The 24,486-nt window shown below is 39.5% G+C and carries 24 protein-coding genes and 1 pseudogene; 8 read left to right on the forward strand and 17 right to left on the reverse strand.

What is annotated here, in order from left to right:
- Window positions 1-65: 65 nt before the first annotated feature.
- Window positions 66-1,784 carry an LPS biosynthesis-modulating metalloenzyme YejM gene (yejM, locus tag AC3Z9T_RS02205; protein ID WP_490124566.1) on the reverse strand — a complete coding sequence of 573 codons (1,719 nt, stop codon included), beginning with the start codon at window positions 1,782-1,784 and terminating at the stop codon, window positions 66-68.
- A gap of 21 nt (window positions 1,785-1,805) precedes the next feature.
- A complete protein-coding gene (locus AC3Z9T_RS02210) occupies window positions 1,806-2,033 on the reverse strand; it encodes a YejL family protein (protein WP_070927927.1) in 228 nt (75 codons plus the stop codon).
- Between the two features lie 368 nt (window positions 2,034-2,401).
- Between AC3Z9T_RS02210 and yejK the strand changes: the two genes are divergently transcribed.
- Window positions 2,402-3,400 carry a nucleoid-associated protein YejK gene (gene yejK / locus AC3Z9T_RS02215; RefSeq protein ID WP_490124567.1) on the forward strand — a complete coding sequence of 333 codons (999 nt, stop codon included), beginning with the start codon at window positions 2,402-2,404 and terminating at the stop codon, window positions 3,398-3,400.
- 87 nt (window positions 3,401-3,487) lie between these two features.
- Here yejK and rplY read toward each other — a convergent pair whose 3' ends face one another.
- The 3 genes and pseudogenes from rplY to radD all read right to left on the reverse strand — a co-directional run bounded on the left by rplY (window position 3,488) and on the right by radD (window position 6,030).
- Window positions 3,488-3,769, reverse strand: coding sequence for a 50S ribosomal protein L25 (gene rplY, locus AC3Z9T_RS02220; protein ID WP_070927890.1), 282 nt, complete (start codon window positions 3,767-3,769; stop codon window positions 3,488-3,490).
- Between the two features lie 200 nt (window positions 3,770-3,969).
- Window positions 3,970-4,041 (reverse strand): annotated as a pseudogene (locus tag AC3Z9T_RS02225) (RNA-guided endonuclease InsQ/TnpB family protein); the annotation flags it as partial.
- A gap of 228 nt (window positions 4,042-4,269) precedes the next feature.
- The gene (gene radD / locus AC3Z9T_RS02230; protein WP_490124568.1) at window positions 4,270-6,030 is read right to left on the reverse strand and encodes a DNA repair helicase RadD; all 1,761 of its coding nucleotides are present in this window, start codon (window positions 6,028-6,030) and stop codon (window positions 4,270-4,272) included.
- Window positions 6,031-6,255: 225 nt separating this feature from the next.
- On the opposite strand from radD, the gene rsuA reads away from it, so the two are divergent.
- From rsuA to AC3Z9T_RS02245, 3 genes are all read left to right on the forward strand, one after another.
- Complete coding sequence (rsuA, locus tag AC3Z9T_RS02235) at window positions 6,256-6,960, forward strand: 16S rRNA pseudouridine(516) synthase RsuA (protein WP_490124569.1); 705 nt, start codon at window positions 6,256-6,258, stop codon at window positions 6,958-6,960.
- 182 nt (window positions 6,961-7,142) lie between these two features.
- Window positions 7,143-8,330, forward strand: a complete 1,188-nt coding sequence (locus tag AC3Z9T_RS02240) for a Bcr/CflA family multidrug efflux MFS transporter (protein ID WP_490124570.1) — start codon at window positions 7,143-7,145, stop codon at window positions 8,328-8,330.
- A 659-nt stretch (window positions 8,331-8,989) separates the two neighbouring features.
- Window positions 8,990-9,331 carry a YejG family protein gene (locus AC3Z9T_RS02245; protein WP_490124571.1) on the forward strand — a complete coding sequence of 114 codons (342 nt, stop codon included), beginning with the start codon at window positions 8,990-8,992 and terminating at the stop codon, window positions 9,329-9,331.
- Between the two features lie 87 nt (window positions 9,332-9,418).
- On the opposite strand, the gene mepS is transcribed toward AC3Z9T_RS02245, so the two are convergent.
- Complete coding sequence (mepS, locus tag AC3Z9T_RS02250; protein ID WP_490124572.1) at window positions 9,419-10,000, reverse strand: bifunctional murein DD-endopeptidase/murein LD-carboxypeptidase; 582 nt, start codon at window positions 9,998-10,000, stop codon at window positions 9,419-9,421.
- 580 nt (window positions 10,001-10,580) lie between these two features.
- Window positions 10,581-11,201: a YrbL family protein gene (locus AC3Z9T_RS02255; protein ID WP_490124573.1), complete on the reverse strand. Its 621-nt coding sequence runs from the start codon at window positions 11,199-11,201 to the stop codon at window positions 10,581-10,583.
- Between the two features lie 323 nt (window positions 11,202-11,524).
- On the opposite strand from AC3Z9T_RS02255, the gene AC3Z9T_RS02260 reads away from it, so the two are divergent.
- Window positions 11,525-11,869, forward strand: coding sequence for a hypothetical protein (locus AC3Z9T_RS02260; protein WP_490124574.1), 345 nt, complete (start codon window positions 11,525-11,527; stop codon window positions 11,867-11,869).
- A gap of 87 nt (window positions 11,870-11,956) precedes the next feature.
- Here the strand turns inward: AC3Z9T_RS02260 and yeiP are convergent, their stop codons facing one another.
- From yeiP to AC3Z9T_RS02275, 3 genes are all read right to left on the reverse strand, one after another.
- The gene (gene yeiP / locus AC3Z9T_RS02265) at window positions 11,957-12,529 is read right to left on the reverse strand and encodes an elongation factor P-like protein YeiP (RefSeq protein WP_070927903.1); all 573 of its coding nucleotides are present in this window, start codon (window positions 12,527-12,529) and stop codon (window positions 11,957-11,959) included.
- A gap of 248 nt (window positions 12,530-12,777) precedes the next feature.
- Entirely contained in the window at window positions 12,778-14,022 is a 1,245-nt protein-coding gene (mtr, locus tag AC3Z9T_RS02270; protein ID WP_490124575.1) for a tryptophan permease, read from the reverse strand.
- 165 nt (window positions 14,023-14,187) lie between these two features.
- Window positions 14,188-14,625 carry a nucleotide triphosphate diphosphatase NUDT15 gene (locus AC3Z9T_RS02275; protein WP_490124576.1) on the reverse strand — a complete coding sequence of 146 codons (438 nt, stop codon included), beginning with the start codon at window positions 14,623-14,625 and terminating at the stop codon, window positions 14,188-14,190.
- Window positions 14,626-14,832: 207 nt separating this feature from the next.
- On the opposite strand from AC3Z9T_RS02275, the gene fruK reads away from it, so the two are divergent.
- The gene (gene fruK, locus AC3Z9T_RS02280; protein ID WP_490124577.1) at window positions 14,833-15,768 is read left to right on the forward strand and encodes a 1-phosphofructokinase; all 936 of its coding nucleotides are present in this window, start codon (window positions 14,833-14,835) and stop codon (window positions 15,766-15,768) included.
- 39 nt (window positions 15,769-15,807) lie between these two features.
- On the opposite strand, the gene nfo is transcribed toward fruK, so the two are convergent.
- The gene (nfo, locus tag AC3Z9T_RS02285) at window positions 15,808-16,650 is read right to left on the reverse strand and encodes a deoxyribonuclease IV (RefSeq protein ID WP_490124578.1); all 843 of its coding nucleotides are present in this window, start codon (window positions 16,648-16,650) and stop codon (window positions 15,808-15,810) included.
- Between the two features lie 105 nt (window positions 16,651-16,755).
- Complete coding sequence (locus AC3Z9T_RS02290) at window positions 16,756-17,835, reverse strand: YeiH family protein (RefSeq protein WP_490124579.1); 1,080 nt, start codon at window positions 17,833-17,835, stop codon at window positions 16,756-16,758.
- Between the two features lie 226 nt (window positions 17,836-18,061).
- On the opposite strand from AC3Z9T_RS02290, the gene yieE reads away from it, so the two are divergent.
- A complete protein-coding gene (gene yieE, locus AC3Z9T_RS02295) occupies window positions 18,062-18,925 on the forward strand; it encodes a DNA-binding transcriptional regulator YeiE (protein ID WP_490124580.1) in 864 nt (287 codons plus the stop codon).
- Window positions 18,926-19,074: 149 nt separating this feature from the next.
- On the forward strand, window positions 19,075-20,565 hold the full coding sequence (locus AC3Z9T_RS02300) for an amino acid permease (RefSeq protein ID WP_490124581.1): 1,491 nt from the start codon (window positions 19,075-19,077) through the stop codon (window positions 20,563-20,565).
- A gap of 63 nt (window positions 20,566-20,628) precedes the next feature.
- Here the strand turns inward: AC3Z9T_RS02300 and AC3Z9T_RS02305 are convergent, their stop codons facing one another.
- The 5 genes from AC3Z9T_RS02305 to AC3Z9T_RS02325 all read right to left on the reverse strand — a co-directional run bounded on the left by AC3Z9T_RS02305 (window position 20,629) and on the right by AC3Z9T_RS02325 (window position 24,301).
- Window positions 20,629-21,054, reverse strand: coding sequence for a hypothetical protein (locus AC3Z9T_RS02305; RefSeq protein WP_490124582.1), 426 nt, complete (start codon window positions 21,052-21,054; stop codon window positions 20,629-20,631).
- Window positions 21,051-21,593, reverse strand: a complete 543-nt coding sequence (locus AC3Z9T_RS02310; RefSeq protein ID WP_490124583.1) for a LemA family protein — start codon at window positions 21,591-21,593, stop codon at window positions 21,051-21,053. The genes AC3Z9T_RS02305 and AC3Z9T_RS02310 overlap by 4 nt, the downstream gene beginning before the upstream one ends.
- 1 nt (window position 21,594) lies before the next feature.
- Window positions 21,595-22,638 carry a hypothetical protein gene (locus AC3Z9T_RS02315; RefSeq protein ID WP_490124584.1) on the reverse strand — a complete coding sequence of 348 codons (1,044 nt, stop codon included), beginning with the start codon at window positions 22,636-22,638 and terminating at the stop codon, window positions 21,595-21,597.
- 21 nt (window positions 22,639-22,659) lie between these two features.
- A complete protein-coding gene (locus AC3Z9T_RS02320; RefSeq protein ID WP_490124585.1) occupies window positions 22,660-23,220 on the reverse strand; it encodes a LemA family protein in 561 nt (186 codons plus the stop codon).
- Between the two features lie 100 nt (window positions 23,221-23,320).
- Entirely contained in the window at window positions 23,321-24,301 is a 981-nt protein-coding gene (locus AC3Z9T_RS02325) for a LacI family DNA-binding transcriptional regulator (protein WP_490124586.1), read from the reverse strand.
- Between the last annotated feature and the right edge of the window lie 185 nt (window positions 24,302-24,486).

Genomic DNA, 24,486 nt, shown 5'->3' on the forward strand with positions numbered 1-24,486 from the left:
TTAATACTACTCATTTTGCCCATGAAAGCAAGGTTTCGCTTGCACGACTGATTGATTTTTAAGCGTTAATTTTCATTAAACCGCTTAAGCTCAGTGAAAATTTTCAGTAACTGAGCAAGATCAGGTTTTTGGTCTTTAACTTCATTACCTTGTAAATCATAAATGCTAAATTGACCATTTTTGTCCATATACAGCGTTGCATCATTGGTGGTGATCACCACATCATTGTTACTACCTGTAATTACCCATGGATATTTACGATCAGGGCTGAACAAATCTTCCCCTTGACTATAGTCATCAGGTGAATTGGACACATGCAGTAAACGCTGCATGATGGTTGTTAATATATCTTGATGGCTAGTGAGTTTATCAATCTGTTGACTAGGGGTATTTGGCCAGTAGATAAATAAAGGAACTTGCATCTTTTCTCGATCAAACTGCTTGCCGCTAAACCAATCATCTGCTTCAGATTGAGGAGTACCGTTATAGTTTGCAGTGATAACGACAATGGTATTTTTCAAACGCCCATCGCGGATCAAGGTTTCAACTATTTGATTGATTTGATCGTTGGTTTGTTTGCTACCTGGCTGACCTTTGATATTTAAGAAGGAGAACCAAGGAGAGCCATTTTTCAAACTGCTTAACCATGCATTCCATTGTGTGATAGTTTGTGCATCACTATCGGCGGCTTTGGTTGGTAATGAGTAATCCGCTAAAATCGCTTGCCGGAACAATGGTGAATTAAATCCATCAGTTGAGAATAGACCGAATTGATACCCTTGATGTTGTAGCGCTTGAATAAGTACTGAGGCATGGCGCTCATTAAGGATATTATCAAAGTAGCTGGCAGAAATACCATAAAATAGGCCAAAGAGGGCACTATCGTTACGTAAACCGGTTGTGTAGTGGTTAGTAAAATCAGTGCTCATCTCTTTAAACGATTTTAGCGATGACATGTCACTCTGTTGGGCTTTATCTCCCAAGTTATCAACCACTACCAATAATAAATTATAACCCATGCCCTGATCATAATAGCTCAGAGGTTTCAATGGATACTGGAGTTTTAAAGCCGTCGGACTACCTTGTTGGAAGACACGATTTTGATGCTCAGATAAATCGAGTAAGCCATACCTATCAAGCAGTTTTCTTGCTGTCATTGGCTGTGATAACGGGTAGTTATAACGTTGCATAGTAATAGGGCGATAGAAATTGGCATCAGACCATGCATACATAAGGTGTGACATAACAAAGGTCGCAATAAATAACCCAGCTAATGGTTTACCAAAGGTCTGCCTATTCAAGCTACGTAGTTTTTGCCAACTCCATGTTGCAAAAAGCATTTGAACAAGAAAAATGATTGGAATGGTGATAAACATCAGTTGCCATTCGCGAGCCATTTCTCCTTTTTCTGGGTTGATCACTAGATCCCATACTTGCGGGGTCAAATGCAGGCCAAACTGGCTAAATACTCGAATATCAAAGATTAACAGGGTTGTGCCCGCGGTTGCGAGCGCAACGCAAATTAGCCTCAGTAGGCGCTGAGACATAACAATAAAGGTCAGTGGAAAAACAATCAGTAAGTAGCAGGCAAAAACCACAAAACTAAAATGGCCAATCCAACTGACGAAGGCAAAAATGCGTCCAGCTAATGTGTCGGGCCAATCAAAAATAAACAGATAACTACTACTTAGCCCTAGGCTCAGCAGTATATTAAAAAGTGCAAACCAGTGCCCCCAACTTATCATCTGGGAGACTTTGTCACGGTAGCGCTGATGGGTGACCATACTGTTTATTTCGTTAATCGATTAGTGAGACTGATCTTCTTTAACAGAAGACAGTAACGCGTTGGCAAAAGAGTCGGCAATCATTTTACGTTGTGCTGGTGCAACAGATGTATTAAGTAGATTGGTGACCATATTACCTAACACCATTAGTGAAAGATCCACTGGAGTATGGTTTTTTTCTAACACGCTGACAAGTTCAGCGAGCAAAGTTTCAACTTTTTCATCACTATAGCGAGATGACTGTGGCATAAATTCTGACATCCTAAATTAATAAAAGCTCACCTATGATAGCGTATAGCGGGATCTTTTTCTTCATTCTTCGCAAGAAATTTAAATTTAAGTGAGAATGATACGCCAAATAATTCAAGATGCAGTTAGGCGACAAGTGAGCGAGTCGCTAGGAGCATACAAAAGTATGTGACTGGTGCAAGCAGGTGTAGTCACAACACTGCAGTTTGAAGTATGACGAGTACAATGATTATTAAGATTATTTGAGTGCGTAATAGTTCATCATCAGTGTGTAAAAATGTGCAGATAATGACAGTATAGGTTGCAGATAAATAGTATCAGTGTTTGAATACGCGCGATAATATTTCTGCTTGAACAAGGAGCCTACAATGAGTCTGGAAATTTCCCAGATAGCTTTACATCAGTTGATTAAACGCGATGAACAGACGCTTGAAGTGATGCTGCGCGACTCTTTATTGTCAACCGATAACGTTGTACAAGACATGATGGCAGAATTACACCGTGTATACAGTGCTAAAAGTAAAGCTTTTGGTGAATTCAACGAAGAAAGCGAATTAGCAGATGCGCTGAAATTATTACGCAAGGGCGACGAAGAGTTTCTTGGTTTTAGCCGGGCGATGACTGTACGTTTAAAAGATGAACTTGCCAAATATCCCTTTGCAGAAGGGGGCATTGTTCTATTTTGCCAATATCGCTATCTTGCTGTTGAGTACTTACTGATTGCGGTCTTAAGTAGTTGTGACAGCATGTTTGTTACTGATAGTCTTGATCTATCAACAACTCATTACCTTGATATCCCTCATGCAGACATTGTGGCGCGTATCGATCTGACTGAGTGGGAAACTAACCCTGAATCTTCTCGCTATCTAACCTTTTTAAAAGGGCGAGTAGGGCGTAAAGTTTCTGATTTCTTCATGGATTTTCTTGCTGCATCCGAAGGGTTAAACGCTAAAGTTCAAAATAAAGGTTTAGTGCAGGCGTTGGATGACTTTTGTGATAATGCGCAAATGGATAAAAATACTCGCCAAGCCTATCGCCAACAAGTGCATAATTATTGCACAGAGCAATTACAATCAGGTGAAGAGATTGAATTGCAAGAGCTATCTAAAGAGTTGCCGATGGTTGAAGAACAGTCTTTTGGTGACTTTGCGCGTCAGAATGATTATCAACTTGAAGAAAGTTTTCCGGCAGATAGAGGAACACTAAAGCAATTGACTAAGTTTTCGGGGAGTGGTGGCGGGATCACTATTAGTTTTGATGCGATGTTGATGGGAGAGCGCATTTTTTGGGATCCAGTTACGGACACTTTGACGATCCGTGGTACTCCACCTAACTTACGTGACCAGCTGCAACGCCGTAGTAAGTAATTATTCTTTAGAAATAAATAACGCCGCAATTGCGGCGTTATTTACTCGGCGTCCCGAAAATTTCTAAAGCTCGGCTTGTGGCTTTAATTAAACGCGCAGGAAGTCAATATGCGTCACTTTTGGTTTGAACGGGTGACGTTGAACTGCCTGAACTTTGACTTTAGTTTCTTTACCATCGATAACCAGGTTCAGAACTTCGTAAAATTCTGCTTTACCTTCTTGGTTAATGACTTCATCGTGGTTCAGAGTTACAGAGATAGGCTCTTGGTTGCCACCGTAAACGATAGCTGGGAACTGGTTAGCTCTGCGCAGGCGGCGGCTCGCACCCTTACCCTGCTCTGTACGTGCAATTGCATTGATAGTTAACATTACTATTTCTCTATACAAGAAAAAATAAAATCCTGCTACAGGCGACCCAGCAGCAGGTTCGATATTTGGCTCCGTGACTGAAATCGCTAATGCGAAAACACGGAAGCGGGCAGCATTTTAACGAAAAACAGCTGATACAGCAATCATAATCTAACCAATAGTGACTGCTCTTCGCCGTAAACGACGAAGCTTCCCACTTCTCAGGCCGCTACCGTCTGTACAACGGGTTTACGCTGGCCTCCATGGGCAGAGACGACGAGTCCCGCTGCCTGTCATTCCTGTACCCGTATATTATCATAATGAAAGGCTATTTCATTAAGCCCAATACATGGATCTTTAGTGGAGTTTATCTGAAAAGACACCGTGTCAGCCAGTGGGTTGTCTATTTCATTGTGCAACAAAGTCCCGCAGAAGCGCTTTGACGATGCTTCTTTAAAGCCCTCTGGGCTTTTTGCTTTATATCTCCGCCCGCATTGGGCGAAGGTTTACGGCAGATTTTGCTAAGAATAGAGTTGGTCGGCAATGCGAAAACGCCCTTGATAATCGAATATTTTTTGACGAATTTCCCAATAACTCTCTTTCTTTCGCGCCACTATAAATTGTGGATAACGTAATAAAATTTGTTGCGTAATGATGTCATTAGCTGTTGACCATTTAAACGGTACGCCAGGGGCACGTAGATGCTCACGTAAAAAATGGTGTTCAAAAGCGCGCCGCTGAGCTGGGGTATGCAAACGGAAACGCTCAGAAACTGAAGTACCATCCTCATCATAGTAGCTAATTTTTAACCACTCGCCTTTATTATCAGCCCCAGCTGTGAATGCCATTCCCCCACAGCGTATAATCAATGCATCTTTTAGTTTCAATGCAGCTTTCAACATATCATCAGGATCAGATAACACTTCATCACATTTTTGGCAGCGGCGTGCAGCAATATCATTTTCTGCACCGCAATGTGGACACTGTTTAAAACGAAAACGAAATTCACACTGTTGTTTTTCGCCGCGATCGTTTTCTTCCCAGCCTTGGCATCTGCGCCCATAATGTTCAATGATTTGACCATCCTCTGTGCACTTACCCCAAAAAGTGTTGGCAAATTGGCAGAGAGGGCAAAAAACCTGAACAGGCACACTGCTTGAATTCGGCTTGCTGGAGCCGACTTCTGGACGAAATAAATCATGTGGATTACCTGCGTAATCTAAAATTAAGCACTCCGTTTTATTGGCAGAGAGTCGTAATCCGCGGCCAACAATTTGTTGGTACAAACTGACTGACTCCGTAGGGCGTAAAATGGCAATAACATCGACATGAGGTGCATCAAAACCAGTGGTGAGTACTGAAACGTTAACTAAAAAATGTAACTGTTTGTTTTTAAACTGCTTAATAATAGCTTCACGTTCAGCAGCAGGGGTATCTGCTGTGACTAATGCGGCGCTTTCCTGGGGCAAATAGCCTAGAATTTCTTTTGCGTGTTCAACTGTTGCAGCGAAAATCATGCAGCCTTGCCGTGGTAAGGCATATTCAACAATTTGCGCGACTATTTTAGGGGTAATGCGTTTTTGTTTTTTAATCGAAAGATTTAATTCATGTTCATTAAAGATACCCGCTGAACTAAGTGATACTTGGCTAAAATCATACTGTAATACAGGCATATCAAGGCGTTCAGGAGGTACTAAAAAATGGTTTTTAATCATGTAATGTAATGGTAATTCATAGATACATTCACGAAAGAAGCAACTATCATCGCCTTTGACCATTCCATGATAATGATATTGGTAGATCCAACCTGAGCCAAGTCGGTAAGGGGTAGCAGTGAGCCCAAGGATTTTTAAATTTGAATTGTATTGATTTAATCGATTGATGACCTGTTGATATTGGCTTTTCTCATTCAAACTAATACGATGGCATTCATCGATGATGATCAGTGAAAAATTATCATTAAAACTATCAAGGTTACGAGCGACAGACTGCACACTGCCAAACACGACTTTGTTGTGTGACTCTTTGCGATTGAGTCCAGCCGCAAAAATATCTGCTTCAAGGCCATAGGCCAGATATTTAGCATGGTTTTGCTCTACAAGTTCTTTGACGTGAGCTAAAACTAGCACACGACCTCGCGCTAGCCGTGCAAGTTCTGCAATGACTAAACTTTTACCCGCCCCAGTTGGGAGCACAATAACGGCGGGGTCACGATGCTGACGAAAGTAGCGTATTGTGGAATCGACGGCTTCTTGTTGGTATGGACGAAGTACAAACGGCATATTATTTAGTCTTAATTAAAAATAGTCATTGGCTAAATATAAAATTTAAGTTAGCACAAGGAGTTGAGCTAAAAACATAACTTAATTGTGTGACGCTATCACTTGTAGTTAGTTATTGATATAATAAAAGATGTGAGCATAATCACAATAACCTTTCAATTTTATTTCCAACAGCTTGGATGACATGTGCACCAAGTTGCTATTCCATCAAGTTTAAGAGAATTTATGCGACTGGATAAGTTTTTGTCCCAGCAATTAGGGATCAGCCGGAGTCTAGTGGCGCGAGAGCTACGCGCAGGAAAAGTCACCATTGACGACGAAATCGTGAAATCAGGATCATTACAGGTGAGTGCTGAGCAATCAGTGGCTTATGATGGTTCAGTATTAACGCATGTCACAGGTCCGCGTTATTTTATGTTGCATAAGCCGCAGGGCTATATTTGTTCAACAGATGACCCGACGCACCCAACTATCCTCTATTTTATTGATGAGCCATTAGCAGATAAATTACATTCGGCAGGGCGGCTTGATATTGATACAACTGGATTGGTTTTACTCACCGATGATGGGCAATGGTCACATCGTATTACTTCACCTAAACACCATTGTGAAAAAACATATCGTGTTGAATTAGAAAATGATATTGCCGATGATGTTGCAAAACGATTCGAAGCTGGCGTGATGCTAAATGGGGAAAAATACCCAACAAAGCCCGCTCAATTAGAAATCATTACACCTAAAGAGGTGTTGCTGACCATCAGTGAAGGCCGATATCACCAAGTGAAACGCATGTTTGCGGCAGTTGGCAACCATGTATGTGGTCTTCATCGTGAGCGGATAGGGGAGATTGAGTTAGATCCACAACTCTCTCCAGGTGAATATCGTGAATTGACTGTTGAAGAAATTAACAGTGTTACTGTACCACGCTAAAAATAATTCCTGATTTATTAAATTGGTACTCTAAATAATTCAAAATGCAGTTGGTCGACAAATGAATGCGTCACTGGAAGCCTACCCAAAGTTGCTAGGTGAGTGAACGCAATCAACGACACTGTAGCTTGAAGTATGGCGGGTATAAGTGTCGTATGTAGTAAGGTATAGGAGTTCAACGAGTGCAACAACAAAAATCATCCTACTTAGGGTTGATATTAATACTTGGCTTATTATCAATGCTGATGCCATTAGCCATTGATATGTATCTGCCAAGTTTCCTTGCTATGGGTGAGTACTTCGGCGTTGGCGAAGGTCGCATCCAGATGACGCTTAATAGCTATATTTTTGGCTTCGCTATAGGACAATTATTTTATGGCCCAATGGCTGATAGCATTGGTCGTAAACCTGTCATCTTAGGCGGAGTGGTTGTATTTGCTATTGCTTCAGCGGCTTGTGCGTTATCAGAGTCGATAGATTCTTTGATCTGGTTTCGTTTCTTACATGGTTTTGCCGCTGCGGCAGCAAGTGTGGTGATCAATGCGTTAATGAGAGATATGTTCACACGCGATGAGTTTTCACGCAGCATGTCTTTTGTGGTATTGGTCATGACTATCGCACCTTTATTAGCGCCTATTTTAGGCGGTGAAATGATGCGTTGGTTTTCATGGCATGCAATCTTCTGGAGTATTAGCATTGCGGCTGTGATTGCCGTTGTCTTGGTTAGCTTTTTTATACGAGAGACTTTGCCGGTTGAAAAACGCCAACCTTTCCACTTAGGGACGACGTTAAGGCAATTCGCTACCTTGTTTCGCGCTAAGCAAGTTTTATTTTATATTTTAGCAAGCTCGTTTTCATTTGCGGGGATGTTTTCATTTCTAAACGCTGGCCCATTTGTTTATATCGACCTTAATGGTGTTTCGCCTCAGGATTTCGGCTACTTTTTTGGTATTAATATTATCTTCTTATTTATCATGACCACATTTAATGGTCGTTATGTGAGACGGTTTGGTGCTGAGCGTATGCTTTATTTAGGGATTATTGTCCAATTCACTATGGGGATTTGGCTATTGGTGACGACAGCACTAGACGTTGGTTTTTGGGCATTAGTCTTGGGCGTGGCGATTTATGTTAGTGGGATTGCGATGATCACATCAAATGCAATGGCAGTGATTTTGGATAATTATCCACATATAGCAGGTACTGTATCATCTTTGGCGGGAACGATTCGTTTCTCAATTGGTGCACTTATTGGCACATTATTATCCTTGATCCCAGCTAAGTCGGCGTGGCCGATGGTGGGCTCTATGGTGGCTTGTGTTGCATTCTCAATGCTATTTGTCGTTCTAGCTAAGCGAATTAAAAAATAGAATGACCTTAATGTTTCAAGGATGAAACGACTCCTTCCTGTTTTCATTTCAGTCAGTGATCATATTTATTCCAATAGTGTTAAGTAAAAATTAACTACTCGATAAAAGCGAATTATCACTCAGTAAAAATAGAATTTTCGTGTAAAAATGATCTAAATCAATTCTCAATTGATGAATATTTGTTAAATTTCTGTGTTGAGCTAAGCTAGTTAGTATCCAGTCATTAAATGAAGGTTTTGGTGAATATTATTCAAAATTACTCAGTTTATTATTGAACATTGTTTAATAATGTAAAAAAAATGACTAATTATTAATGTCGTTGTTGAGTTTTAAGATCAAAAAAAATTTAAAATTTAACACTTGAAGTGAAAAAATATGCATGCAATGATTTGCGTCACAAAAATTTAACGACACGAATAATATTTAATGTTATATTTAGGTATGGTTTTTTAACAATCGCGTTACTTTTTGTGGTTGTAGCGAATTCGGTTTGAACGAAGTTTTATAGTGCTTATCATGCTCTATGTTGAAAGTAGAGGTGGGAGAATAAAAAAGTGCAAAGTCGCCTGTTAGTAGCAGATGTCACTATTGCAGTTTCATTTGGTAAGTAACTTAGTTCAACGAATAATATAATGGTTAGGTAGCAATAGGAAATTGTTGTGGAAAAATCAGGTCTTTCGGTAGTGCACAGGCTACCGCAAAGTTATCGCTGGTTATCAGGAAAGATAGGAACTCATGTTGAGGTGGTGCCTACTAATGATTTCGCTAGCGATAAACTTGTGGGGCTGAAATTACTCAGTCATGACTGTGCAACAGATTGCATTGCAATGAAGCAATTGTCAGAATCGTTATCTGATTTGCAGATTGAAAGTGCAATTTTAGAATGGCAGAAGGAAATTTGCCTCTTTATTCATGCCAGTGATGAGCTTGCTGCTATGTGCCGCTTAAAAGCATCGGGTGTTGCTATTGCTGAGCTAGAATCAGGTTTTTATTCATCTTAATAATTTAGATGAATATAATAAAAAAGCTTCCAGTTTATTCAACTTGGAAGCTTTTTTATTGGCAAGGAATTTAGTTGTTTTTAACGATTAAGAACCATTGATAATGCGGCGGCCTGCATAATACCTTTTGTTCCAGTAATCGTTAGTCATTTCTGAAACAATAACACCACTGCTGGTGGATGCATGGACAAATTTATTGTCACCGATATAGATACCAACGTGTTTCATACGACGACCTGTTTTAAATAACACCAGATCACCGGCTTTTAAACTATTACGGTTAACGCTTTTACCTGAGGACTCTTGTTCAGATGTCGTACGTGGTAAAGCTACACCAAATTGCTCAATGAAAGTGCGTTGCACGAAGCTTGAACAATCAATACCACTTTTAGTTGTTCCACCTAAACGGTAACTCACGCCTTTCCAGTTTGCATATTGGTTCATGATTTTAGATTTGGTATCAACGCTTTGAACTAATTGCTCAAATTCGTCTTGTGAGGCCATTGCTAAAGAATCAGAAGAACCGTTTAACATGCGAGATTCAGAGTGGGTAGTACGTTGAGCATTCTTTGAAGAATTAGGGGTAGTACAAGCTGAAAGTGTCGCGGCAATCGCTATTGCTGGTATGATGCGCAAAATTTTGCGCTTAAAGTTTTCAGATGTTGCCATTATTCTTAATATCCCTTGCCTTTTTTATACTGTGTTTTGTCCACACAATAAACGTAAACTTATCCCTGTGAAAAACGCATTTTCTGAAATGCTACTGTGGTTTTTCACAGAAAGTGTTTAATACAGAACAACTAAATTTTGTATATGAGTAAAACCAGATAGTGAGTTGCACTAGACGCAAATCAGTTATGTAAACATAACAACAACCTGTTAGAGACCCATCGTTAGAGTTTGGTAGTTGCATACTTATTTCACCAAACATAAAGAGCATACATAAACAGAACTGAAATGGCGAGTTAATCAGGCAATAATTTACAAAACATTATATTAAATACTGATGATAACCTCTGTTTGAGTGTTTTTTGTTAAAAATATAGAGGTTTGATTGTTGTGTTTACAAATAACACAGTAAAAATAACGATCTAGATCACGCTTTAACTGTATGCAGTTTGTCTTGATTTTGTCATATTTACATTTAGGCACTCTGATTGTAAAGAAGTTTAAATTTTTATAAAAACTAACCGTAATAATAGCGATTGTAAGCAGAATTTTATGTTGTAGTGGCAAGCGCATCCTCATTTTACTCAATAGACTGCATTGTTGAAAGTTTGACGTGATATTCTCGCATCATGCGCCGTTCAAAATCAGCAAATCGACGGGTGAGGGTCGTTCTCGCGAGTGTTGAGGAGAAGTAATCTATAGGGATTAAATTAGCACAACCTAAATTATCAATGATAAAGAATTGACCATGAGGTTTATAACCGAGCTGATAGACAATGTTATAAGGTTTTAATGTCATAGTGACAATTGCCTCTTTATAAACTGCCTTTTTAAAAACATCGTAGGCGATCCACATATTTTTTTGATGTTTTAAAAAAGAATGTTTATTTTTTAAATAATAATCGAGTGTATTTGAAGCATTACCTGTTTTATCTTTGATTAACTGAAAGACATATCCAATACCCAAATTGGTTTCTTGTGTACCATAATAATGAGCTATGGCATTTATTGATGATGTATTTCGGTAAATCTTTTTATAATACTTTATTTCGCGAATCGTTTCTCGATCATCCCTGCCTGGATGATGTACCTTTATACATAAGCCGTCATGTTCTGGGTGCTGATAGCATGCGCGATGGCGTCCATTGGCTATCAATAGTGAGGGTGAGAGAACAATGTGTTTTGCAAGTAAGTTTTTCATATTGGTGAATATTAGAACTATAAGTTAGGTATATGTGAGCAGTGAATTAATTTTCAATTATAAAAAATACAGACCAATTCTAATAGATAATGAAAAATTAGAGTTGCAAAATGTGTGGTTACTATTTTTTTGTGAGTTATCTCACTAAATTAACGCCAGACTTTAGACTTAGTAAAAAATAAAAAACTACGACCATCAGTTAAATATCATTCTATTCGTTCGAATTAAGATCTCGTCATCAGGTAATAGATAACAAAAAACTATCACCGATATAAATAAATTGCGCCAAATGACGATAACCTAATTTTAAGCGGATACTTTTCATGAAACTTACAGCAAATAAACTTTTTTTAGCGATTTTATTATCTATCATCACATTGAGTTATTTCCTCTCTTATGCAGCAAATGCCCAAGAGCGAAATATTATTGGTAGTGGCACCATTACCTTTGTTGGCGCAATCGTGGCACCGCCATGTCAGATTGGTTCTATTGAAGATAAAATCGAAACAACTTGCTGGAGTGATAAAGGCAAAATGGAAACGGTGAGAACCTCATTCAAAAAATTGAAAACAGGAACCCATGTGTTACCAAACAATAAAGGTACACAAAGTTTTAAATGGATAGATCAAGATAAAAAGTTAGGTATGTATACATTGACTTATAACTAAGCAGAAATAAAAGGATGTTAATTTAACTGTGCGAGTGTCAAGAAAAGCCCTATGGGCAAGTGCCCATAGGTGATTGTAAAGCTTGCGTTATTCGCAGCGACCCATAAAACGACGTTCAGGGATATGAATACGAATTTTTTCACCGCTAGTCAGGTATTCAGGAACTTGAACTGTTAGACCTGTTGCCATCGTTGCCGGTTTGGTTCGTGCACTCGCTGAAGCGCCTTTGATCGCAGGGGTTGTTTCCACAATAACCATATCAACAGTTTGTGGCAATTCGAGAGCCAATACTTGCCCATCCATTGTCAGAACTTGCATTCCAGGTAATCCTTCCTCTGGAATGAACAGTAATTCCTCTTCAATATCAGCATGTTTAAATAGATATGGTGTGTAGTCTTCGTTATCCATAAACACGTATTCATCACCATCGATGTAAGAGAAGCTAACACCGCGGCGAGTTAAAGAGATGGTTTCTAAAATATCATCGCCTTTAAAGCGCTCTTCAACTTTTTGGCCTGTTTTTATATCAGTAAAACGCATTTTGTATAAAGTGCTAGCACCACGTGCACTTGGCGACTGAATATCAATATCTTTCACCAGCAGCAGTTTGCCATTGTAATTGACTGCAAATCCGCGTTTGATTTCGTTGGCCTTTGCCATAAATAACCTTCTTTAGGATTGTCAAAAAAGAGTGCGACAAAATTACTCGCAGATAGGCGATTAGGCAAGATACTAACGCTATTTTTCAGTAAAAAAATCAAGACTACCGATAAACGTAACATGTCTTGCGGTAGTGATAATATAAATGACATAAGCAAGAAAAAGTCGTTTATTGATTTATTGAAAAGAACACACAGTGAAAATGATGAAATACCCTCTCCTCAGTTTGTTGGGAGAGGGTATAGTGATTAATAAATTGGTAATAGGCCTAGCAAAGAAAGAATGTGGGCTGCGGCATTAATAACACCGAATAGGATCACAAACCAAATCACACCAATACCACCGGGTGCTTTATAACTGTTTTTAGGGAAGCGTTTACGGCTTGCTTTAGCCATAAGCGCTGGAATAATCACCGCCCAAACGGTTGCTGCCAGCCCTGCAAAGCCAATTGCATAGATAAAGCCATTTGGGAAAACAAGTGCGCACACTGTTGGTGGTAAAAAAGTAATTAAGGCAGATTTTAAACGGCCTTGCTGGTTATCGTTAAACTTAAAAAAGTCAGCAATAAAATCAAATAAGCCCAGTGATACCCCTAAAAAAGAGCTTGCCAGTGCCATATAGGAGAACAGAGTTAAAAATTGTGAAATAAAGCTGCTGTTGGTGGATAAGTTCATCTGATTGAGCAGAGCACCAATATTGTTGCCTTCTTCGCGAATTTGGACGAATGCAGAGCGAGGGATATTTCCTTGGATTGCATACTGCCACAAAATGTAGATAGCAACGGTAATAACTGCACCATAAACCAAACTCAAAACGACGGAACGGCTATTTTTATTGTAGTACTTCACGAGACCCGGAACATTACCGTGATAGCCAAATGAGGTTAGTAGGTATGGTAGAGCAGCAAGCGCATAAGGCAAATAGTGAGTGTCACCGTGTTCTACTTGGTTAAATAGGATTGATGGTGATGCGGTTGTGACCATACCACCAATCGACATCACAAAAGTGATTACCATACCGCCAATCAAAATTGTGCTTAATCGGTCAACAGCACGTGTTGATAACCAAACAAAGAAAGCCACTAATAACGCGAAAACGAGCCCAGAAATAGCTTGTGGTACTTCAAAATAGCTGGACAAATTATTAGAAATAATTGAGCTGCCTGCGGAGATATAAGCATAGGTTAAAATATACAGCACAAAAGTAATGGATAAGCCGTTTATGGAATTCCAAACTGGGCCTAGTAAATCTTTAACCATAGTATGAAAACTCGCCCCTGCAGGGTAGTTCATGTTGGCTTCTAAAATCATTAACCCAGAAAGTAGCATGCAAGCAAAAGTGTAGATTAGCAGGACAACTGAGCCGACAAACCAAACGCCAGAGGTAACCATGGGTATTGAAAACATACCAGCACCGACAGCTGTGCCAGCGATAATCATTGCACCCCCTAAAACGGAAGGTTGTTTAAGTGTTTTTGCTGCATCAACAGACATGGAAACTCCCAATTAATGTTTCTTTGTACTAGCTTGATGATACAGCTGGCGGATATTGATGTAAACAATAAATAATGCATAAATCAGTAAAATTAAGAGTAAATATAATGGTTTGTCTGTTTATTGTACAAATGCTCATTTGGCATTTGTACAATAGTTTAGGAATTAATCAGGGTGGTGATAGAATTGGTGGTTTAGCCAGAGATCAATGGCATTACGGCTGGCTTCAAAGTGCGGTTCAGGTAATTCATCAGGCGAAACCCACATTAAGCCCTCACATTTATCCGGCTCCATGATCTGAGGTTGTTGAACACCACAGTATTCAATGTGCATACAAACAGAAACAGTGTGTTTGCCTTCTTGGTGATAAGTATTGACATTATTGCTAATGCCAAAAACGGCAGGGTGAGAGATATCAATACCTATTTCTTCTTTTATTTCGCGGATTGCACAAGCCTCAAATGACTCACCTGCATCGACATGGCCACCAAAGATTGACCAATAGGGCGCGTGTTTGCTGCTGCGTTTTCCCACTAAAATTTGCCCTTGTTGGTTAGTGATAATCACACCGACGCCAACAACCACATTGTCAACATTACACATTGGTTTTTTCTTCTTTCTGTTTTTTCAATAGTGTTATTTTGCCAACTCACAGTGAAAAAACAATCAGGAAAAACAACAAATATAGCTGAAGCCATTGTGTTTTAATGGTATAAGTAGGGCAAATTATCTTGCTATATTCTTGATACTTCAAATGGCTACGCACTATGTGATGTAGAGTATATATGACTATAAGGGAGATCCGAGGCTATGACTCGCCGAGTTGCTACCATTACATTAAATCCTGCTTATGATCTTGTTGGGCTATGTCCATCAATCGAAGTCGGTGAAGTCAACTTAGTGAAGACGGCTAGCCTCAATGCAGGAGGCAAAGGTGTTAACGTTGCAAAAGTCTTACGTGATTTGGGTATTGATATCACTGTTAGCGGCTTCATGGGAAAAGATAACCAAGAAGAGTTCCAACACTTTTTTAGTGATAATGGTATGGCAAACCGTTTTTGTATGGTGCCGGGGCGTACAAGGATCAACGTTAAACTGACTGAAAATAATGGTGAGTCAACAGATTTCAACTTTTCAGGTTTTGATGTCAGTAAAGAAGATTGGAATCGCTTTTCAACAGAATCGCTGAATTGGTTAGGCCACTTTGATATGGTGGTTGTTAGTGGTAGTTTACCAAATGGCATCGATCCTGAAGAATTTACTCGCTGGATGAGCCGACTACGTCAATTATGTCCATGTATCATTTTTGATAGCAGCCGTGAAGCGCTTAAAGCAGGACTAAAAGCCTCTCCTTGGCTGGTGAAACCTAACCGCCATGAATTGGAGATGTGGGTAGGGCGCAAGTTGCCGGAACTAAAAGATGTGATTGAGGCAGCGCATGAGCTACGTGATAAAGGTATTTCTCATGTGGTGATATCTCTTGGTGAAGAGGGAGCGCTTTGGGTGAATGCGTCAGGCTCTTGGTTAGCTAAACCACCTCACTGTGAAGTGATTAGTACGGTTGGGGCTGGGGATTCTATGGTTGCAGGGCTCGCTTATGGCTTGTTAAATGGTGAATCAAGTGCGCATACTTTACGTATGGCGACGGCGATCTCTGCGCTATCAGTTTCTCAACCTGACGTTGGGTTAAAAAACCGTAACAAATTGGCTGACATGATGGCTAAAATTGAGATGGAGTCGTTGTAAAATTGGTAAAGGCGGTCAAGGCCGCCTTCGATTAATCATTTAATTCTGTTGTGATTTTAACCACGCAATTTCTTGTGGCCAAATATCTGGATTGATGGTTTCTAATATTAATGGGATACCATCAAAGCGCGGATCCTTCATAATATAGCTAAAAGGCGTATAACCAATATTGCCTTCACCAAGGCTATGATGGCGGTCAACTCGGCTAGCAAACTCACTTTTTGCATCATTTAAATGCATGCCTTTAAGGTATTCAAAGCCAACTATGTCAGAAAATTGTTTAAACGTTTCTTTGCAAGTCTCTTCTGTACGCAAATCATAGCCTGCGGCAAATGCGTGACAAGTATCAATACACACACCAACACGACTCTTATCGTCAACATTTTCGATAATCCTTGCTAAGTGCTCGAAACGGTAACCTAAATTAGAGCCTTGACCTGCAGTATTCTCAATCACTGCTATCACGTCTTGGGTTTCACTTAAGGCGATATTGATAGATTCAGCAATGCGTAATAAACAGTCATCAACATCGATTTGTTTTAGATGGCTACCGGGGTGAAAATTGAGTAAATCAATGCCTAGTTGTTCACAACGTTGCATTTCATCGATAAAAGCGACTCGTGATTTTTCGAGGGCTTCCATCTCCGGATGACCTAAATTAATTAAATAGCTGTCGTGAGGTAAAATTTGATGTTTACCATAGCCATATTTGGCACAGTTCGCTTTAAACTTTGTGATCATTTCCTCACTCAGTGGTGCGGCTTTCCACTGGCGCTGATTTTTGGTGAATAACGCAAATGCCGTGGCATTAATTTCATGGGCGCGAATGACGGCCTGATCAACGCCACCAGAGGCGCTAACGTGTGCTCCAACATATTTCATTATTGACTCCTTTTTTGTGAAGTATGCCATTAATAAGCCAATAAATGAAATCCACAAAAAAGGCCGCTTTGTCGGCGGCCAATCATAAATTAAATCGGGAAGTTACTATAAGAAGGTCTGAATAAGTGCGTTAATTGCAAAGCCACCAATGATTAACCATGCAAACAAAATCAGCGCCATTAATATCGGTTTAATACCGGCTTGGCGGATAGCACTGGCATGGGTAGTAAGACCTAATGCGACCATTGCCATCGCCAATAAAATCGTATCCAGTGTAATAATATGTTGCACTAAAACGGTTGGCAGCAAATTAAAGGAGTTAAATGCAGCCACTAAGATGAAAATCACGGCAAACCAAGGAATAGTGATTTTGCTTTTTTCTGCATTTGTACCTTTAATTGCAGCGCTACGACGGCTTAAATAAGCCGACAAGATGATCAGAAACGGTGCTAACATCATAACGCGCAGCATTTTAGCGATCACTGAGGCATTTTCCGCTTCAGGGCCAATGGTGTGGCCGATAGCAACGACTTGTGCAACTTCATGTACTGTTGAGCCAACATAGATGCCGAAAGTATCTTGTGTCTGTGTGAACCAGCCAAAATGGGCATTCAACTGATATAGCCATGGATAAACAAAAATGGCGATAGTACCAAAGATAACGACTGTTGAAACTGCAACGGCGACTTTACTTGCAGAAGCTTTGACAACAGGCTCTGTCGCCATGACTGCCGCTGCACCACAAATACTACTACCTGCACCGATTAAAAAGGTGGTTTCATCATCTAAACCAAATACTTTTTTCCCTAACCAAAAAGCCAGTAGAAAAGTTGAAGCCAATGTTAATGCATCAATCAACAGCCCTGTTGCACCAACATCTGTAATCTGTTGAAACGTGAGCCGAAAACCGTAAAGAATGATCCCTGCACGTAAAAAATAGTGTTTTGCAAATTTGATCCCATCATCACAGCGGCTGCTGATGACGGGATAAACAGTATTACCGACAATAATCCCCAATAGGATAGCAAGGGTTAATGCGCCCAATCCTACATCGATAAACCATTGTTGTTCCCCTAAATACATCGAAATTGCCGTTAATATACCGGCTAAAATAACACCAGGAATAAGTTTCAACGCAGGATGACTGGTGCTTTGAACGAGCGTCTTAGTATTGCTTTTATCCATAATCGTACCTTTATTTACCTCTGATCTGACTTTAAATACAGATCACATTGGGTATAGATAATTTTGGAATAAGCATATAACAAAATGAGTAATAATTTAAATTGATTGTTTTTATATAATCAACCATAAATAGTGGTTAAAAGTTTCTTCTGGTAACTTGGTAATAAATCATTAATATTAACAATATTATTACAAACACAAGTGAACAATGTTTGGAGCTACCGGTATGCGAATAACACTTAGGCAACTTGAGGTCTTTACGGAAGTACTTAAAAGTGGCTCCACAACTCAAGCCTCACAATTGCTTGCATTGTCGCAATCAGCGGTGAGTGCTTCGTTGACTGATCTGGAAGGGCAACTTGGTGTGCAGTTGTTTGATCGTGTAGGTAAACGGCTGGTTACAAATGAGCATGGTCGGCTGTTGTATCCAAAGGCGCTTGCTTTGTTGGAGCAGGCTCTTGAAGTGGAGCAATTATTTAAAAAAGAGATGGGAGCAGTACGATTAGCGGCGAGTACAACGATTGGCAATTATATGTTACCGCAATTATTAGCCGAGTATCGCCATGATCACCCAACCATTCCTTTAGAATTAACTATTAGTAATACTGAAGAAGTGATTAAAGCAGTTATGGAATTCCGAGCCGATGTAGGTTTAATTGAAGGTGTCTGTCATAGCCCTGAATTAATCACTGAGCCATGGCTAAAAGATGAATTGGTGATATTTGCTGCGCCAGATAATCCATTAGCGGGGCGAGCCCTGACATTGAAAGAATTAAGGGATGCGCCATGGGTATTACGTGAAAGAGGCTCAGGGACACGTGATGTGCTTGACCAACTGTTATTTGCGCATCTGCCTGGTTTCCATATTTTTATGGAGCTCGGTAATTCAGAAGCGATTAAACATGCGGTACGTTTCGGTATGGGGATTAGCTGTTTGTCTCGCAGGGTGATTGATGAGCAGTTAGCAAATGGTTCGTTAGTCGAGTTAAAAGTAGAAGACTTGCAACTACAACGAACGCTGTATTTGATTTATCACCGTCAAAAACACTTGTCTAATGCGATAAAAAATTTATTGGATTATTGCAAATAGTTAAGCTCACCATAGTTGTCAAATATTTTACTAATAATTTTATCTGAATTATGAAGGTATCTTATAACAGCCAAGAGTTGCTTAGTTCTGACAGAATGTTTTGCTAGAATTCATTTAATATTGGTTAAATAAAGAAATACAGGGAACAGATGTCAGAACAACATACCACTACGGTACAAAGCGGTGGCCCACGCAGATTGCGTCGTGAGCTGAAAGCTCGCCATCTTGCGATGATCGCTATTGGCGGATCAATTGGTACTGGTCTTTTTGTCGCATCAGGTGCGACAGTTGCTCAAGCAGGCCCCGGTGGGGCACTTTTATCTTACGCTATCATTGGCTTAATGGTTTATTTCTTAATGACCAGCTTAGGGGAGCTTGCGGCTTATATGCCAGTATCGGGCTCTTTTGCTACCTATGGTGCTAAGTATGTTGATGAAGGCTTTGGCTTCGCTTTAGGTTGGAATTACTGGTATAACTGGGCGGTGACCATTGCTGTTGACTTAGTTGCTGCGCAATTGGTGATGACTTATTGGTTCCCAGATACACCGGGCTGGATTTGGAGCGCGATATTTTTAGCGATTATTTTCTTGCTCAATTTCATTTCAGTTAAAGGGTTTGGTGAAGCCGAATATTGGTTCTCTTTAATCAAAGTTACGACAGTGATTATTTTTATCGTTGTCGGTGTTTTAATGATTTTTGGTATCATGAATGGTGCTGAAAATGCAGGATGGCATAACTGGACTATTGGTGATGCGCCATTTGCGGGTGGCTTCTCAGCAATGATTGGTGTTGCAATGATCGTCGGTTTCTCATTCCAAGGTACTGAGTTGATTGGTATTGCGGCTGGGGAATCACAAGATCCGGCTAAAAATATTCCTAAAGCGGTACGTAAGGTGTTTTGGCGTATCCTACTATTTTATATCTTTGCTATCTTAATTATCAGCCTGATCATTCCTTACACTGATCCAAGCTTGCTGCGTAATGATGTTAAAGATATTAGCGTCAGTCCATTCACATTAGTATTTGAAAATGCGGGTTTACTCTCTGCGGCGGCAGTGATGAATGCAGTTATTTTGACGGCGGTCTTATCAGCGGGTAACTCAGGGATGTATGCCTCAACGCGTATGTTATACACCTTGGCGCGTGAAGGTAAGGCACCTCGTATTTTTGCTCGTCTTTCTAAAGGTGGCGTGCCGCGTTATGCATTATTGGCAACAACCGTTATTGCTGCGCTGTGCTTTTTAAGTTCAATGTTTGGTAACCAAACTGTTTATTTATGGTTATTGAATACATCGGGTATGACAGGCTTTATTGCTTGGTTAGGGATTGCGATTAGCCACTATCGCTTCCGTAAAGGCTATATTGCACAAGGTAAAGATTTAAACGATTTGCCTTACCGTTCAGGTTTCTTCCCAATTGGACCTATTTTTGCCTTTGTACTGTGTTTGGTGATCACGTTAGGGCAAAACTATCAGGCATTTTTAGAAGATAAAATTGATTGGGTAGGCGTAACAGCAACTTATATTGGTATCCCATTATTCTTAGCGATTTGGTTTGGCTATAAAATTGCGAAGAAAACATCGATTGTTCGTTATAAAGAAATGGACTTTCCAAGCTATCGTGAAAACCTAAATAAATAATGTTTAGTTAGGTTTTTCAGTGAATAGAGCCAGACGAGTAATCGGCTGGCTTTTTCATTTTAGCTATTTTTTGTTTTTACGCTTATTTTTCTTATTGGATTGAGACTTATTTGATGGTTGCTGATTTTTTTTATTGGCGTTATCAGATGCATCTTCAGCAAACATATCGATATAACCTTGATTGGTAAGTGTAAAAGTGAGACAACTGCCGACAATCACGATCCATACTAATATAAATTTTACCGTATGTTCAACTCTAAAGATAAGCAGCATTGGCACCATAATGACTAAACTAATAAATACCGAACAGAGCAAAGCTATGGTGATATAGCCTGAATAGCGTTTTAAACCTAGGCTATTGAGTAATATCATTAAGACAATTAGCCCAAATAACATACCAAAGGTCGCAAACATAATCACAAAACCAGGTTCATTTTTTGAAATTATCCAATCAGTAAAGCCAAATAAAGAAAAGGGAATAGTGATCATAATTTAGGCTCCTGTTGAGCATAGAGCAAAGGCAGCGTTTTGAATCCAAACAAAAAGGCAAAAATAATATTTGGGAAAAGCTGAATTCCCGTATTGTATAAAGTTACTGTTTGATTAAAAAACTCGCGCCTATCAGCAATTTGGTCTTCAATCAGCTTTGCTTGGCTTTGTAATTCTAGTAACACATTTTTGCTGATCAAATGAGGATATTTTTCAGCAATGATCAGTACTTTTTGAAAATAAGTCACACTTTGATTTACCGTATTGATTTTAATATCAATATCTGAAGTAGAGAGATAGGTTTCTCGACTCTTTACTAGCAGATTAAGTAAAAGTTTTTCATGTGACATCGCTTGCTCGGCTATTTGAGTCATTGCAGGTAGTAAATCAAAGCGTTTTTTCAACAGCACATCAATATTTGCGAATGCCTTGTGGCAATTATTTTTTAAGAAGACGAGATTGTTATAGATACCGACTAGGTAGCGTACGAGTATATAACCGCAAAGAAGAATGATGATCCAGAAAACTACGAGCCCCATGTTAATTGCCACCTAAAAATGAGATTTGGTTAAAATGCAGCGTGAGCAAGCCATTATGGTACTCGAGTGGGGTAATGAAAATAAATGCAATTAATACCAAGGCAACTAAAGTGGTAATGACCAAGTTTCTGCGAAATGGTCCTGTTTTATTCCAACGTACCACATACTCAGAGGGCGATATCCCTAGTAAGTGATGCGGTGGTTTACGAGTAATGATGGGAGTGCCATTATCAGAATCGGCAGTGCCAATCAGTAAATAACTCTTATTTCCTTCAATAATATATTCTTTATAGCGAGTACTACCACTTTCAAAGTCACTATGTGGTTGTATCCCTGTATGAATAAAAAATTCGGGGTCACAAACAACTTTAATCGACCCTGTATCATCAGTTAGGGTGAAATTATGTATAACATTTTTACTGTTGATCAACCGATAGCTTTTTTTGCCGTCTTTATCTTTTGAAATAGCGTACTCAGCGTAAAATGAACCATAACAATTTTTGCCACCTAGCTGGCTTCTCATTTGCGTGCCAGCAGTGATCCTGCCTTCAACCTCGACTAACCCCATGGCGATTGAGCGAATTTTTGAGGTCGCGAGACTTTTTTGGTACTTCAGAAAACGTTTTTTGGGGGTGTTTTGGAGCAACTGAAAGACAAAAGTCAATACAAAGGCAAGTAAGAAAATACGAATATCAATAAAAAAGCCTAACACTAAGCAGCTGGCAAGCAAAAACATGTAGATAGACTTAATTAACGCACTAAATTTATTGTCGCCTTCGTTCTGCAATTGTTGATAATTTTCATACGCACTATGACCTAATGGCCGAATAAATTTAATCACCATAAATGTGACAATTAAACTCACGATATAGTAAATAATGTCGAGATAATTCCCTTGTAGGGGAGAAAGGTAAACCCAAGCACCAAAAGTGACAGAGGCAAATGGGATGATCCCCCAGTTAGTTTTTCTCTTTTGGGAAAATCTGCTATCTAAATAAAAAATAAGGGCACCTAAAATAGCACCTAAAAAATAGTATATGTTCATTTATAACCTATCATGCACGGATTATTTAAACTGGATACCGTGATATTTTTTTTCATCGTCTGAGATATCTAATAATGGTAATAATTTAAAACTAAAGAAACCCGCAATGATGTTATTTGGGAACATTTGGATAGCCGTATTATATTCGGTTGTTGCATCATTAAACCCTTCACGACGCTGAGCCAGCTTATCTTCAACCTCACTCAGTGCGGTTTGCAGTTGTGTAAATTGTTCACCTGAAATTAAGGTGGGATAATTTTCAGCAACAGCCACAATACGCTGCATCGCACGACTCATTTCGTTTGATGCTGAAATTTTATCATCAACCTGTGCAGCATTAACATAGCGTTGGCGAGCATCGCTTAACGATGTAAATAAGCTTTTTTCATGCTCCATCGCTTTTTCAGTAACCGTCACTAATTGAGGGATTTGATCTGCTCTTTGTTTTAAAATAACATCAATATTCGCAAATTGATTATCAACTTGATTTCGAGTATTAATTAAACTGTTATAAATAGAAATAGCCCAGCCAACAATAAATAAGAGTAAAACAATAAAAATAATAGTGAAAATTAGGGTCATGTTGATGCCTTTTAATAAAAATTATCATTATATTGATAAAATATAAAAGTAGTATATTTTCTGCAATCAGAAAAAGTTGGAAGATGGATTAAAAATTAAATTAAGCAGATCCGCGTTCCAATAATTTCCACTCAAGGGTTTCATGGCAATCAGTTAATTGTGGATCCTTGATTTTACGTAGTAATAACTGAACACTGCGGACACCAAACTGATGCATTGGCTGAATAATTGTGGTTAATGGCGGGACAGTCACATCACCAAATGGCACACCATCGAATCCCATTACTGCAATATCATCAGGAATACGTAGGCCTTGCTGGTGGAGTACGCTCATTGCACCTCCAGCTATCACATCAGAAATAGCAAATATCGCATCAGGTTGTTGGGCGTCTTGTAATAGTTTCTGCATCGCTGTTGCTCCAGCGGTATAATCCAACCCTTCAATATATTCTACTCGGCAATAATCGAGCCCGAGTTCTGTTAGTGCTTTTCGATAGCCTTGTTCACGCTGTTGTGAATAGAGATAACGCATATCACTGTTGATTAAGGCTATGCGTTTACGACCTTTTGCGGCGAGATGGTAAACCCCTGCGACAGCAGCTTGCGCATTATCGATAGTCACTGAAGACGCACGGTATTGGGTATCACCTTCACCACATTGCACCCATGGAAAGTCACCGATCATGTCGGTTAGGCCAGGTAGACAACTTATCGCATCCATGGTGATCACCCCATCAACAACTTTGCCGCTGAGTAGACTTAAATAGGCTGATTCACGAGTAGGATTGGATTCTGAATTACATAATAAAATATGATAACCGTGACGTTCAGCTTCTTCTTCAATGCCTCGAACAACCAGAGAACAAAAGGGGTTAGTAATATTCGATACGAGAACTAATAACATACGGCTGCGCGATGTGCGTAGTTGGCGAGCGAGTAAGTTAGGTTGGTAGTTACACTGCTGAATGGCGGCTAAAACTTTTTCTCGTGTTGCAGGTTTGACAATGTGTTGATTATTTAATACGCGTGAGACGGTCGCCTTCGATACCCCTGCGAATTTTGCCACTTTATCTATCGACATAGCTTGCTTTTCCTTTTGTCCATCGTCACGCGCTACGCACAGTATGCAACATCGTGATAAAAAGTACGATAGTTACGCTTAACTTGTGACGTAGATTACAAATTAATCTTTTTGCTGACTTTATAAGCACTCAGCTAGTTGCTGAAAAAAACAATTTGATTATATTTTAAAAATGAAATCGATTT

Source organism: Providencia sp. 6390 (genome assembly GCF_058148425.1).

Bases quoted from the DNA above. Each gene is read 5' to 3' on its own strand.
- rsuA (WP_490124569.1), top strand. From the start codon at position 6,256: ATGCGACTGGATAAGTTTTTGTCCCAGCAATTAGGGATCAGCCGGAGT.
- yeiP (WP_070927903.1), bottom strand. From the start codon at position 12,529: ATGGCAAAGGCCAACGAAATCAAACGCGGATTTGCAGTCAATTACAAT.
- AC3Z9T_RS02300 (WP_490124581.1), top strand. From the start codon at position 19,075: ATGTCAGAACAACATACCACTACGGTACAAAGCGGTGGCCCACGCAGA.
- AC3Z9T_RS02310 (WP_490124583.1), bottom strand. From the start codon at position 21,593: ATGGGGCTCGTAGTTTTCTGGATCATCATTCTTCTTTGCGGTTATATA.
- AC3Z9T_RS02275 (WP_490124576.1), bottom strand. From the start codon at position 14,625: ATGTGTAATGTTGACAATGTGGTTGTTGGCGTCGGTGTGATTATCACT.
- AC3Z9T_RS02260 (WP_490124574.1), top strand. From the start codon at position 11,525: ATGAAACTTACAGCAAATAAACTTTTTTTAGCGATTTTATTATCTATC.
- AC3Z9T_RS02210 (WP_070927927.1), bottom strand. From the start codon at position 2,033: ATGCCACAGTCATCTCGCTATAGTGATGAAAAAGTTGAAACTTTGCTC.
- nfo (WP_490124578.1), bottom strand. From the start codon at position 16,650: ATGAAATATGTTGGAGCACACGTTAGCGCCTCTGGTGGCGTTGATCAG.
- rplY (WP_070927890.1), bottom strand. From the start codon at position 3,769: ATGTTAACTATCAATGCAATTGCACGTACAGAGCAGGGTAAGGGTGCG.
- fruK (WP_490124577.1), top strand. From the start codon at position 14,833: ATGACTCGCCGAGTTGCTACCATTACATTAAATCCTGCTTATGATCTT.
- AC3Z9T_RS02320 (WP_490124585.1), bottom strand. From the start codon at position 23,220: ATGACCCTAATTTTCACTATTATTTTTATTGTTTTACTCTTATTTATT.
- AC3Z9T_RS02290 (WP_490124579.1), bottom strand. From the start codon at position 17,835: ATGGATAAAAGCAATACTAAGACGCTCGTTCAAAGCACCAGTCATCCT.
- yejK (WP_490124567.1), top strand. From the start codon at position 2,402: ATGAGTCTGGAAATTTCCCAGATAGCTTTACATCAGTTGATTAAACGC.
- AC3Z9T_RS02325 (WP_490124586.1), bottom strand. From the start codon at position 24,301: ATGTCGATAGATAAAGTGGCAAAATTCGCAGGGGTATCGAAGGCGACC.
- mtr (WP_490124575.1), bottom strand. From the start codon at position 14,022: ATGTCTGTTGATGCAGCAAAAACACTTAAACAACCTTCCGTTTTAGGG.
- yejM (WP_490124566.1), bottom strand. From the start codon at position 1,784: ATGGTCACCCATCAGCGCTACCGTGACAAAGTCTCCCAGATGATAAGT.
- yieE (WP_490124580.1), top strand. From the start codon at position 18,062: ATGCGAATAACACTTAGGCAACTTGAGGTCTTTACGGAAGTACTTAAA.
- mepS (WP_490124572.1), bottom strand. From the start codon at position 10,000: ATGGCAACATCTGAAAACTTTAAGCGCAAAATTTTGCGCATCATACCA.
- AC3Z9T_RS02255 (WP_490124573.1), bottom strand. From the start codon at position 11,201: ATGAAAAACTTACTTGCAAAACACATTGTTCTCTCACCCTCACTATTG.
- AC3Z9T_RS02315 (WP_490124584.1), bottom strand. From the start codon at position 22,638: ATGAACATATACTATTTTTTAGGTGCTATTTTAGGTGCCCTTATTTTT.
- AC3Z9T_RS02305 (WP_490124582.1), bottom strand. From the start codon at position 21,054: ATGATCACTATTCCCTTTTCTTTATTTGGCTTTACTGATTGGATAATT.
- radD (WP_490124568.1), bottom strand. From the start codon at position 6,030: ATGCCGTTTGTACTTCGTCCATACCAACAAGAAGCCGTCGATTCCACA.